The following is an 11,928-nucleotide window of genomic DNA, read 5'->3' as shown; positions in this document are numbered from 1 at the left end:
CAGTCTAAGCTACCACTTTGACAGCCTGCTCCATACACCACCAGGGATCCTCGGCAAAAGCCGGCATGGGCGTGCTGCCTGCTCTACCCAAAATGGCCAGCCGAACTTCCCGATCCAGACGGGATCCTGATCCATAGGGATCTTCGGAGGGGGGCTCCAGTCTTTGCCCTAAAGGGGGCATTGCCATGATGCCGGGCTGCATGCCAGTACTGCTGACCCAGATTTTGAAGCGATCCACCGTTGTCTCGGCGTCTTCGGGCAGTTGCATCTGCAGCAGATAGCGAGGGCCAGAGCCGACTAACACGCTTTCGCTAGGGCGCAGGCGGGCAGGAAAGTCCGGCTGGTAGGGATAGACTAAACCGACGCTGCACTGCCGTTCGTCAAAGACTGTTACATAGACATGCACCGGGGTGAGGGCCCTATTCCGCAAGGCAATAGCCAGGTTGCGTCCTGCCTGGATTTGCACTTGGCCCTGAGGATCCCGCGGCAGGGGGCTAACTTCGGCAGGCCTGGAGCCGCTGGCTGGCGTTTCCAGTTGCAGAAACTCCACTTCCAGGACGTTGCTTAAGGCATCGCTGGCAGGTTGCAGGTTGAGGAGGTTGTCGAAGGCAGCCACGTGCTCCAACAGCCGCACCAGCTTGCGGGGCAGAGCCTGCGGCTTTTTCACTGGGATCCGGAAAGCAGCCAGAGCCACCGCCTCTCCGCGGCGGTAAAAGTAATAAGTGGCATCCGGCAAAATCTCCACCCGCAGAGCTGCTGTTTCCGGCTCAGTATAGGTCAGAAGTGGCGAGGCCGGCAGAGCCGTTACTAACTCGGCGACAGGGATCGGCACTTGACTGGGATCTGCGCAGGTGAAGGCCACCCGCAACGGCTGGAACTGGAAGGATGACATGGGCAATAATCCTAGAACTTCGCTCCAGAACCTCCAGAGGGCAGGCTAAGCTTTATGCTACCTGTTTAAAAGCCAATCCTAGCCGCTGGGGATCCTGAACACCTCCCAGAGAATCCCGCCTGCAAGTGATCCCGCAATAGTCTATCCTTAGATCCTGGTGGCGGGTTTGTCACTGGAGCAGAGCCGACCCCCTTTCTTTTTGAGGTCATTGATTGGTGGAGAACCATGTTTAGCAAGTCCTTTTCTTTCCAGAAGGCGCTGGTGGCAGTGCGGCGGTTTTTGGCTTGGATCCTGGCTTTGGGGCTGGCTGGGTTTGCCTGGGGGCCGGCCCTGGCAGCCAGGCAGATCCCTCCGGTTCCCCTGTCGCCCACTGAAACTATTACTTTTACCGAGGCGCAACTGGCCCGCGGCAAGCAGCTCTTTAACAAAACCTGTGCCCAGTGCCACGTAGGAGGCCAGACCCTTCCCAACCCAGATGTTACCTTGAGCCTTTCGGATCTAGCGGGGGCAACACCTCCTCGTGACAACGTGCTGGCAATTGTGGACTACATTAAAAACCCAGTTACCTATGATGGAGTAGAGTCACTGGTGGAATACCATCCCAACACCCAGCTCCTAAGTGAGTATCCTCGCCTGCGCAACCTCACTGATGAGGATCTAAAGTTAATTGCCGGCTACATCTTGGTTCAAGCTAAGACGGTGCCCGGTTGGGGCGGCACTAAGAGTGAATCCCACAGTGATCTTTCGGCCTATCTCTGATGTCTAGGCAAGCTCAAGTGGCAAACCGGTGGCGGATCCCGAGCTGGAGATAGGCCGGGATCCTGCTTTTGGTATGGCTAGGGCTAGCTAGCCCAGTGGCAGCCCGTATTGATCCCTACGTGAGCCAGTATCTGTGGGCCACTGAGCCGGTGGTAACCCTCCGTCCCGCTAGCGCGATTTGTACAGGGCGGAAAAGCCCGCTTGCGTTAGCGGGACGTAGTCCTTGAGCGACTTGAGTCGTTTGCCAATGCTCAAGCACCCACCCCTGTGAAAGAGCCGGATAGTGCTAAGCGGAACCTTGAGACTTGGTTCCAAGGAACTGTCTAGGTGTGGCTTGACACAGCGCGTTCGTCGGTGGACTGCGTTAGTCGGTGGTCATGCTCTCGTGGAGTACCCCGCAGCTACGATGGCAGCGAGCCCAGCTACGGCTGCCGTCCTGTACCTCCCTCCTGGATGGATGAGGAAGCTCTGCGTAACCTAGCTGCCTTTATCCTTAGAGCTGCTCAAGTGGCCCCCACCTGGGGCTCCAACACTTCAATTGACCCTGGCTGGAGGCTCTCTGCCCCCTGCTAGGGGATTGATGGTAGCCTAAGGGAGAGGAAAGGTTGAGGCCATGCTCCAGAACATCCGCTCCCTGCTCCTAGGCCTGTGGATCCTGGCCTTGCTCATCTTCCTTGTCCAAAACTGGGGATCTGCAGCGGTGGTTATTGTGGCTGGGCAGGCCAGCCCAGCTCTGCCCCTGTCGCTGGTGCTTTTGACTGCCTATGGAGTAGGAGTGGGCTTGGGATTTCTGTACGTGGGATCTTGGCAGCTACACCAGCGGGCGTTGGAGCGACAGGCAATCCGCAAGCTTAATCAACTCCTCGAGCGGGTGCGTTTTTTGGAAGCGCAGCTGCTTCCCCCTGACCACTATTTGCCCCCAGATCTGCCGGATCCCCAAGCAGGCCGCTATTCCTATTCCAATATCCCGCCGGAACGCATTCGCGATCCCGCCCCCGAACCCAGTGAAGCTGAGGACGACACCGCAGCTCCCAGCTGGCGGATCGTCCGGCGGCCTTACGCTGCCGAGGAGGAGGAAGAATGGGATTCCTAAACTGGTGGAGAGCATCTGCAGCCCCTGCCTCTGAGCCCACCCCTCGCCCCGAGCCTCAAGGGCAGAATAACTACCTGCTCATCGTGCTGGACAGTTGCCGCTTCGACAGCCTGCTGGCGGCTAAGCCCAAGCACTTGCTGAAGTTAGGCCCTCTGGAAAAGCGCTGGAGCTACGCTTCCTGGACAGCTCCTGCCCACTACAACCTCCTCATGGGCCTGCTGCCCCATACTAGCCCCACCCACGTCTTTGCTTCCGAACACTACAAGCAGGAGTATTTGCGCTACAACGAGCGCCTTGGCACTCGGCAGCCAATTGAGTTCAAGCATCTGCTGCCGCACCTCTATTTGCCAACGCTACTGAAGCATCAACTGGGCTACACCACCCACGCCCTAGTCTCCATGCCGGTGCTCAACCCCAGCACCCTGCTCAATCGCGACTTTGATTCCTACCGTCTCATGCCCCGCCACAACGACATGGCGGCTATGGTGGAGCAGTTGCGCTTTGATCCGGATCGCCCTAGCTTTTACCTGCTGAATGTGGGCGAAACTCACTATCCCTACGCTCTGCCCGACGAGGACCCCAGCTCGTGGCCCCACCTTTCGGGGGTCAATGGGGTGCTCAAGCGGCTGGATGAAGGGGAAGAGGACGGGATCCCCTTTTTCAGTGCCGCCCAGTTGGAGGAGCTGCGCCAGCGGCAGATTGAGGCAGTGCGCTACCTAGACGGGGTCTTTGAGCAGCTGTTCGATCTGGTTCCCAAAAACACCTACATTACAGTGACTGCCGACCACGGCGAGTTGTTTGGGGAAGGGGGCTACTTTGGCCATGGCCCCATCCAGCACGAAAAGGTGCTGGAAGTGCCTTTTATCGAGGGAAAAATTCGCTAACAACGCCCCCAGCTTCTCTCTGTTAGGGACAGGAAAGATGGGGATCGGGGCTAGGTTGCTGCCTGAAAGGGCCGTCTCTGAGAAAGGGGTTAGACTTGCTGGGTCTCTGGCTTGGGCAGGGTGGGATCCCGGCGAGTTTCCCTTTCGCCATCTTCGGCGGCCAAGTCAGCGGAACGGGCCACCTCGTAGAGACTTTTCACCACGCTGCTGAGGGGAATGGCAACAATCACGCCCAGGATGCCCCCCAGCTGGGCTCCCACCAACAGGGCAATCAAGATCCACACTGGGTTAAGGCCAATTAGCTCCCCCATTAGCCGGGGAGCGATGACCCGATCCTTAATCTGCTGCACAATCAAGGAGACCAGCACCACCTTAAGGCTAAGCCAGATATCTTGGAAGGCCAGCAGCACTGCTGCCGCACCAATGCCAATGAAGCCCCCCACCAGCGGGATCACCTCCAGCAGGCCAATCAAGAGGCCAAACAAAAGCCCAAAGGGCACTCGCAGGAGCCCAAACGCTGGCACCAGCATCAGGGCCATAATGAACCCCAACACCAACTGGCTGATGAGAAAGTTCTGAAAACTCAGCACCAGGGCTTCGCCAATGCGTGGCCCCCAGGGCTTGGGAAAGAGGCTGAGCAACCCCTGCCAGAACTGGCCCCCGTAGAGCAGCATATAGAGGGCCAAGACCAAAACCAACACCAGGTCAACCACCTGGTTAAAGGTGCCCAGGAGGAGGTCCAGGGACTGGCCGGCAATTTTTTCGGCACTGGCCTGCAGGCGGTTAAGGAGAGTGTTCACCAGCTCCGGCTGCCCAAGGTTGATGCCGCGCTCGGCAGCCCAGAGGCTAATCTGGTCAAGCCAATGTTGTAAAGTATCCACCCACTCCGGGATCCGCGCTCCCAACTGCACCACCTGCCTGGCTAGGATGGGCACAACGGCGATCCCCACCAAGACCAGCAGCACCACCGAGAGGGCAAAGACTAAGGCCACCGCTACAACGCGGTTGACCCGATAGCGCTGCAGGACCTGTACCGGGTAGTTGAGCAAAAAAGCCAGTACCGCCGCCGTCAGGAGGGTGGTGAGCAGATGGCCAAACAGCTGGCCCACTTGCAGGGCCAGCCAGCCGCTAATGACAATCAAAATCCAAGTAAGCAGCAGCCGCTGCAAGGGGGAGAAGCGGTTCATGCCAGGGGGATCCCACTGAGCTTAAAAACCTAGGATGCTATATCCACTATCCACGTAGATCACCTGGCCGGTAATACCACTGGCTAGGTCGCTGGCCAGAAAAGCAGCCACATTCCCCACCTCAAGCTGCGTGATGTTGCGCCGCAGCGGGGCTTTCTCCTCGACGGCGTGCAGCATGGCATGAAAATCAGCAATGGCCGAGGAAGCCAATGTACGGATGGGCCCAGCAGAGATGGCATTCACCCGGATCCCGGCGGGGCCCAGCTCGGCCGCCAGGTAGCGAACACAGGTTTCCAGGCCCGCTTTGGTGACAGCGGCCATGTTGTAGTTAGGCACCACCCGCACACTCCCCAAATAGGTGAGGGTAAGGACGCTGCTGCCAGGTCTTAGAAGAGGCTTGGCGGCTCGGCAGAGGGCAATGAGGGAGTAGGTGCTCACATCCATGGCCAGGGCAAACCCCTCCCGAGAAATATCGCTAAAATTGCCGCTCAGCTCTTCTTTTTTGACGTAGGCTAGGCAGTGAACCAAGATATCGACCTGACCCCATTTCTGGGCTACTGCCTGAAACAGATCGTTGATTTGCTGATCGCTTTGCACGTCGCAGGGGAGGAGAAAATCCGGCTGCAGGGGCTCCGTCAATTGCTGGACTCTGGTTTTGAAGCGATCCCGCTCGTCGGGCAAGTAGGTAACCCCCAACGTAGCTCCCGCTTTGTGCAGCTGCTGGGCAATGCCCCAGGCGATGGAGCGCTCGTTGGCAATGCCGGTTACCAAGGCTTTCTTTCCGGTCAGATCTAGCATAGGGAGACCCAAAGGTAGGGGTACATGCCTATCCATCCTCCCACACAGGTGGAGGGATCCCTTAGCTGGGCTGATAGGTGGAAGCCACGTGCAATTCTTTGAGCTGCTTGGGCTCAACGCCAGAGGGGGCGCCGGTGAGCAAACACCTAGCCTGCTGCGTTTTGGGAAAGGCAATGACATCGCGGATGGAATCTTCCCCTGCCAGCAGCATGACCAGCCGGTCCAGGCCGTAGGCAATGCCGCCGTGGGGCGGCGTGCCGTACTCAAAGGCTTCTAGCAAAAAGCCAAACTTGTCCCGCGCCTGCTCAGGGGTAAGGCCGATGATCTGGAAAACCTGCTCCTGGATCTCCCGCTGGTAGATGCGCAGGGATCCCCCGCCCACTTCCACGCCGTTCCAGACCAGATCGTAGGCCTGGGCCCGCGCCGTTTTTAGGTCGGCCAAGTCCTCCGGATGAGGGGCGGTAAAGGGGTGGTGCAGGGCTTCCAGGCGGTTTTCCTCGGCGTTGAACTCAAACATGGGGAAATCGGTGATCCAGAGAAGATTCAAGGCGTTCTCCGGGATCAAGCCTAGCTCCTGGCCCAGGTGCAGCCGCAGGCGGCCCAGCGACTCGTTGACCACGGCAGCCGGCCCCGCCCCAAACAGCAGCAGATCCCCTGGCTTGGCATTGGTCATCTGCAGCAACTGCTTCTCCTGCTCAGGGCTAAGGCTTTCCTTGAGGGCACCAATGGTGTCGAGGCTGTCAGACCGCACCCGGATGAAGGCCAGGCCGCCTGCCCCGTACTGGGTGACCAGCTTGAACAGGTCCCCGCCGGGTTTGATGCGGGTGTTGGAGATCCTCTCGTCGCCGCCGGGTACCGGCAGAACTTTGACTACTCCTCCCTGCTGCAGGGCTTTGGCAAAGACTTGAAAGCGAGATCCCTGAAACACCGTTGAAACGTCCACCAACTCCAGCCCAAAGCGGGTGTCGGGCTTGTCGGAGCCGTAGCGGGCCATGGCCTCGGCGTAGGTTAACCGCGGGAAAGGACGGGGGAGGTCGATCCCTTTGACGGTTTTGAAGATGTGGCAGAGGAGCCGCTCGTTGAGCTCCAGGATTGCCTCCTGATCCATGAAGCTCATCTCCATGTCCAACTGGGTAAACTCCGGCTGGCGATCTGCCCGCAGATCCTCATCCCGAAAGCAGCGGGCAATTTGGTAGTAGCGATCCACCCCAGCCACCATCAGCAACTGCTTAAAAAGCTGGGGCGACTGCGGCAGGGCAAACCACTCGCCAGGATTGAGGCGGCTGGGCACCAGGTAGTCCCTGGCCCCTTCGGGGGTGGAGCGGGTGAGGATGGGGGTCTCCACCTCGATAAAGCCTTCCTCATCCTCCAGGAAGCGGCGGATGGCCTTGATGACCTGGTGACGCAGCTGCAGGTTGCGAGACAAGCGCTCTCGCCTCAAGTCCAAGTAGCGGTAGCGCAGGCGGATCTCCTCCCGCACCTCTTCCCCTTCCTCCCCAGAAACACTAAAGGGAAGCTGCTTGCCCACACGGCTGAGAATTTCCAGCTCCTCCGCGTAGACCTCCACTTCGCCGGTGGCCAGGCGGGGGTTAAAGGCGTCTTCAGGCCGCCGCTGAACCCTGCCTGTGACCCGCACCACGTATTCATTGCGCACCTCCTTAGCCAGCTCATAGGAGAGGGGAGTTTTCTGGGGATCGGCCACCAGTTGTACGATGCCAGAGCGATCCCGCAGATCCAGGAAGATCACGCCCCCGTGGTCGCGGCGGCGGTCGATCCAGCCGTAGAGGGTAACCCTCTGGCCGATGTGGGCCGGGCGCACTTGGCCACAGTAGAGGGAACGGGGAGGACGACGGATGGCAGCAGGCATGGACAACGTGAGAAAACGAGGGTCTGAGCCCCTATCATACAAAACTCAGCCCCCTTGCCTGGAATCCCCTCCAGCTTCCAGGCGGGGGCCTAGCTCCCCCAGACAGCTCCCAGGCGGCCACCCGTTGGACGACCTAAGGACTACTCCAAGCGGGCGCCACGGCAACTTGCCGCTGCAAGACCCACCTCATGGCTGTTTTGGGGCTCAACCGAGCCAGCAAAAGTGGGGAGCTACCCAGCTATCCTTCCGGTACTCCAGAGCGGCTCCCCTGCTCTTCCTTGGTTTGGCTGAGCCTGTTGAACCCCCACCTTTGGGGTTGAAGCTAGGGATCCCCAGCAGCGGTGCAGCAACCTAAGGATCTAGAAGCGAGCGGAACGATTCCCTCGGCTACTGCTTGTGCTAACCTGCCGCGGCAGGGCCTTGTTGACTCTTAGATCGCGGCCCATCCAAGTGGCTCCATCCAGTTCTTCGATAGCCTTTTGCTCGTCGGCTTCGTTTTCCAGCTCCACAAAAGCAAAGCCCCGCTTGCGGCCCGTTTCGCGATCTACTGGCATCTTGATTTGCTTGACAGTGCCGTATTCAGCAAAAACCCGCCGTAGGTCTTCTTCACTGGCCTTGAAGGACAGGTTGCCGACAAAAATGGTCATAACCTAGCGAACTCCGAACTTTACCCTTTAGCGCTCAGTTCGGAAGCTCGCCTGGTTAGACCCTTGGCTTGATCCGAAACTGATGCCCCCACCATCATAGTCTTGGCAGCAGCATTTGCAAACTCCCCCTCCTCGATTTTCTGCAGACATCTTTGGGGAAACTTGCTCCGCCCTAAGGGTTGGCGTTGGGGAACGCCAGGCGGGCGGGGATAGAGAGCCGGTGTGGGGGCCACTTTCTCTAGCAGCAGACAGTGGCGCACGCTGTGGCTGTGGGGAGTGGTGAAGGCTTCAACGTGAACCAATTTCCCTCCTAGAAGGGAGAGGGCCCGCTCCAGGACTTGGGCTTCGGCCTGGGTCCAATGGCCGCGGTAGAGGATGGCGCGTCCCCCCACCTTGAGGAGGGGCAGACAATACTCGGCGCAGATCTCCGCGGCGGCTAGGGCCCTGGCTAGAGCCAGATCATAGCTGCCGCGTTCCTGCGGGTCTTGCCCCCAAACTTCCGCCCGCTGAGCCACTGGCCGTGCCTGGGGGAGGGAAAGCTGCTGCAAAACGCCTTGCACAAAGGCAATCTTGCGCTGGGTGCTATCTAGCAGGGTAAAGCTGGCTTGGGGTAGGGCAATTTGGGCTGGGATCCCTGGGAAGCCTGCTCCCGTGCCAACGTCGATCCCCCGCCAGGGCTGGGTTTGGATGACCTCCCAGGGACCCAGGAGGCAGAGGCCCCGCAGCGAGTCCCACAGGTGTTTTTCCCAGAAGTCGATGGGGTCGGTGATGCGGGTGAGGTTTTGGGTGCGGTTGCCGGCCATCACCAGGGGGTAGAGTTGCTGCAGTTGCTGTTGCTGGCGCTCCGTGGGTTGCCAACCGAGATCTGCCAGCCACCTTGCCCACAGCGCTTTGAGATCTGGGGGCTCCGGTGGGAACAGTGGGGTCTGCTTGGCTTTGGTCATCCTGGCAGGCCCAGCTTCAAGGCAGCAGGGATGGCTTTTTCGGCCCAACCCTTGAGTTCCTGGGTTAAGCCCTGCAAAGAGCGATCCGCCCCCACCAGTTCCTGATTCAAGCAAACCAGCTCCTGCAAATCCAGCTCCTGATAGGGGAGCCCCTCCTCCAGCCAGAGGTTAATGGGTTGCGACTGCGCCGGGAAGGGCTGACGGGAGGCCAACACCAGTTCCACCTCCAAAAGCACCTGCTCCAGCCGCTCGACCTGCTCTTGCATCCGCGCCAGCAGGGCTGCTAGCTGCTGACAACAGTGGTGAACCCGTTGGGCGTAGACTTTGAGGGGTAAGGTCAGCGGCAGCAGGGATTCAGACAGCAATTGGATCAGGTGCTGGGCCTCCAGCTCTTCCAGTTGGAGGTCTTGCCAAATAGCCTGGTAGAGCTGCAACGCCTGGCGACAGGCCTCCAGGCGGCGGTAGCAGGGCTGTAACAGGGAAGCCCGCAACTCCTGCAGGTAATCAGCCCACAGTTGTCCCACCTCCCCCATCGAGGTGGGACGCAGAAAACTCCACCCCTGGGCCACCAGCCAACTAATCACCAGGCCGGCCAACAGTTGGTTTCTTTGGCCTAGTAGGAAAGGGGAAAGCTGCTCTCCCCAAATAGCCAGCCCCAGCCAGATCAGGGCGGCCAAAGCCAAATGGGGCAAGCTAATCATCTCGGCCAAAAGCTGGGTAGACCAGCGCTGGCGCAGTCTCCAGATCATCGCGGCCCCTAGGCTGTAGAGCCCTCCCCCCAGCAGCGGGATCGCCACTAACCACGGCAGCGGCAGCAGTTTATTCTTGCCCAGTACATCCCAACTGAGCAAGTACAAGGCCAAGAGAGCCAAAACCACAACCCATCCCTGCTGGTGCTTGAAACGGCGGGCCAGCAAACGACGGCGGCGACGTAGGTAGGTTTGGAAGGATTCGGCAACCATGGACACAATAGGGATGGCGCTAGGGCCCCCTGCCGCTCTACCCACTCCTTTGGAGCCCTATCATCATTCTGCCTACTTCTCTAGGGGGAGAGTTGCCTAGCCGGGGGCCAACTTTTCCAGGGATCCGGGGCGCGGTTTGTTTCCAGAAAGGCCTTCCTGCTACGATGGAAGGATACTTAACGTTTCTTATCCACAGCCAGGTTTTGGCCCTGCTTTCTCTCCGGCCCTGGGTGAGGCTTGGGGGTCTCTTCTGCTTCTCTCCTCCCTTCCGACAGTGCCCGATGATCGTCATTCTTGATTTTGGCTCCCAGTACTCGGAGCTGATTGCCCGCCGTATTCGCGAAACCCACGTCTATTCGGAAATCCTTTCCTATCGCACCACTGCTCAACAACTGCGGCAACTGCGGCCCCAAGGCATTATCCTCTCCGGCGGACCCAACTCGGTCTATGAGCCGGGCGCTCCTACTTGTGACCCTGAGATCTGGAAGTTGGGGATCCCCATCCTGGGCGTGTGCTACGGCATGCAGCTCATGGTGCAACAGTTGGGGGGCAGGGTGGAGCCAGCCCAAAAAGGCGAATATGGCCGTGCTGCCCTCCACATTTTGGATCCCACCAACCTGCTCACCAACTTGCCGGAAAACAGCATTATGTGGATGAGCCATGGGGATGCGGTTACTGAGTTGCCGCCAGGCTTTCACACCCTGGCTGCCACGGACAATACCCCCTTTGCCGCCATTGCCGATCCCGTTCGCCGTCTGTACGGCGTGCAATTTCACCCAGAAGTGGCCCACTCCGAGGGCGGCGCCTTCTTGATCCGCAATTTTGTCTATCACATCTGTGGCTGCGAGCCCACCTGGACCACGGAAGCCTTTTTGGAGCAAGCAATTCGTGAGGTTCGCGCCCAGGTGGGCAACAAAAGGGTGTTGCTGGCCCTTTCTGGGGGGGTGGACAGCTCCACCCTGGCTTTTTTGCTCCACAAGGCCATCGGCGACCAGCTCACCTGCGTGTTTATCGACCAAGGGTTCATGCGCAAGGGCGAGCCGCAGCGGCTGCTGCGTCTTTTCCAGGAACAATTTCACATCCCCGTTCACTACGTAGATGGCCAGGAGCGCTTCCTCCAACAGTTGAAGGGAGTCACCGACCCGGAAGAAAAACGCAAGCGCATTGGGGCAGAGTTCATTCGCGTCTTTGAGGAAGAATCCCAGCGGCTAGGCCCCTTCGAGTACCTAGCCCAGGGCACCCTCTACCCCGATGTCATCGAGTCGGCCAACACCAACGTGGATCCGGTGACGGGAGAGCGCATCGCTGTCAAGATCAAAAGCCACCACAACGTCGGTGGCCTGCCAGAAAATCTGCGCTTTAAGCTGGTAGAACCTTTGCGCAAGCTCTTCAAAGACGAAGTGCGGCAACTGGCCCGCTCCTTGGGTTTGCCGGAAGAAATTGTTGGCCGCCATCCCTTCCCAGGACCGGGATTGGCCATCCGCATTGTAGGGGAGGTTACCAAGGAGCGCTTGGAGATCCTGCGTGAGGCCGACCTGATTGTCCGCCAGGAGATCAACCGCTCTGGCTACTACTCCCAGCTCTGGCAAGCCTTTGCTGTATTGCTGCCGGAGGTGCGCTCAGTGGGGGTAATGGGGGACAAGCGCACCTACGCTTGCCCAGTGGTCGTGCGATTGGTAACCAGCGAAGATGGCATGACAGCGGACTGGGCCAGGGTGCCCTACGACCTCTTGGCCACCATCTCCAACCGCATTGTCAACGAGGTGCCAGGCGTCAACCGTGTGGTTTACGACATCACCTCCAAGCCGCCGGCCACCATTGAGTGGGAGTAAGAGTCTCCTGCCCTGGGGGTGCGGAGCGGGACAAGCCTTGTCCTTGTAGCGTCAGGGCCGGGA

General features: G+C 59.3%; 11 protein-coding genes and 1 pseudogene. 5 read left to right on the top strand and 7 right to left on the bottom strand.

The window, feature by feature from the left end; translation table 11 throughout:
- Positions 1-4: 4 nt before the first annotated feature.
- Positions 5-892, bottom strand: a complete 888-nt coding sequence (locus tag NW822_RS06240; RefSeq protein WP_414403875.1) for a hypothetical protein — start codon at positions 890-892, stop codon at positions 5-7.
- A 225-nt stretch (positions 893-1,117) separates the two neighbouring features.
- Here NW822_RS06240 and psbV point away from each other — a divergent pair, with 225 nt between their 5' ends.
- The 4 genes from psbV (at position 1,118) to NW822_RS06220 (ending at position 3,628) form a co-directional block, all read left to right on the top strand.
- A complete protein-coding gene (gene psbV, locus NW822_RS06235; protein WP_414360162.1) occupies positions 1,118-1,651 on the top strand; it encodes a photosystem II cytochrome c-550 in 534 nt (177 codons plus the stop codon).
- A gap of 327 nt (positions 1,652-1,978) precedes the next feature.
- Positions 1,979-2,224, top strand: coding sequence for a hypothetical protein (locus NW822_RS06230; RefSeq protein WP_414403874.1), 246 nt, complete (start codon positions 1,979-1,981; stop codon positions 2,222-2,224).
- A gap of 40 nt (positions 2,225-2,264) precedes the next feature.
- Positions 2,265-2,744, top strand: a complete 480-nt coding sequence (locus NW822_RS06225; RefSeq protein ID WP_414360157.1) for a LapA family protein — start codon at positions 2,265-2,267, stop codon at positions 2,742-2,744.
- The gene (locus NW822_RS06220; RefSeq protein ID WP_414403873.1) at positions 2,732-3,628 is read left to right on the top strand and encodes a sulfatase-like hydrolase/transferase; all 897 of its coding nucleotides are present in this window, start codon (positions 2,732-2,734) and stop codon (positions 3,626-3,628) included. Before NW822_RS06225 ends, NW822_RS06220 begins: the two co-directional genes overlap by 13 nt.
- A gap of 89 nt (positions 3,629-3,717) precedes the next feature.
- On the opposite strand, the gene NW822_RS06215 is transcribed toward NW822_RS06220, so the two are convergent.
- From NW822_RS06215 to NW822_RS06190, 6 genes and pseudogenes are all read right to left on the bottom strand, one after another.
- Entirely contained in the window at positions 3,718-4,815 is a 1,098-nt protein-coding gene (locus NW822_RS06215; RefSeq protein ID WP_414403872.1) for an AI-2E family transporter, read from the bottom strand.
- A 21-nt stretch (positions 4,816-4,836) separates the two neighbouring features.
- On the bottom strand, positions 4,837-5,613 hold the full coding sequence (gene fabI, locus NW822_RS06210; protein ID WP_414360150.1) for an enoyl-ACP reductase FabI: 777 nt from the start codon (positions 5,611-5,613) through the stop codon (positions 4,837-4,839).
- A 61-nt stretch (positions 5,614-5,674) separates the two neighbouring features.
- Entirely contained in the window at positions 5,675-7,480 is a 1,806-nt protein-coding gene (aspS, locus tag NW822_RS06205) for an aspartate--tRNA ligase (protein WP_414403871.1), read from the bottom strand.
- 359 nt (positions 7,481-7,839) lie between these two features.
- Positions 7,840-8,127: an RNA recognition motif domain-containing protein gene (locus NW822_RS06200; protein ID WP_414360146.1), complete on the bottom strand. Its 288-nt coding sequence runs from the start codon at positions 8,125-8,127 to the stop codon at positions 7,840-7,842.
- Between the two features lie 170 nt (positions 8,128-8,297).
- Positions 8,298-9,071 (bottom strand): annotated as a pseudogene (gene rsmG / locus NW822_RS06195) (16S rRNA (guanine(527)-N(7))-methyltransferase RsmG); the annotation flags it as partial.
- Positions 9,068-10,033 carry a hypothetical protein gene (locus tag NW822_RS06190; RefSeq protein ID WP_414403870.1) on the bottom strand — a complete coding sequence of 322 codons (966 nt, stop codon included), beginning with the start codon at positions 10,031-10,033 and terminating at the stop codon, positions 9,068-9,070. The pseudogene rsmG and the gene NW822_RS06190, both read right to left, overlap by 4 nt.
- Positions 10,034-10,314: 281 nt before the next feature.
- Between NW822_RS06190 and guaA the strand changes: the two genes are divergently transcribed.
- The gene (gene guaA / locus NW822_RS06185; RefSeq protein WP_414403869.1) at positions 10,315-11,865 is read left to right on the top strand and encodes a glutamine-hydrolyzing GMP synthase; all 1,551 of its coding nucleotides are present in this window, start codon (positions 10,315-10,317) and stop codon (positions 11,863-11,865) included.
- Positions 11,866-11,928 lie beyond the last annotated feature (63 nt).

Source organism: Synechococcus sp. H70.2, assembly GCF_047462275.1.
GTDB lineage: Bacteria > Cyanobacteriota > Cyanobacteriia > Thermostichales > Thermostichaceae > Thermostichus.
This window is presented reverse-complemented; position numbering and strand designations above follow the sequence as displayed.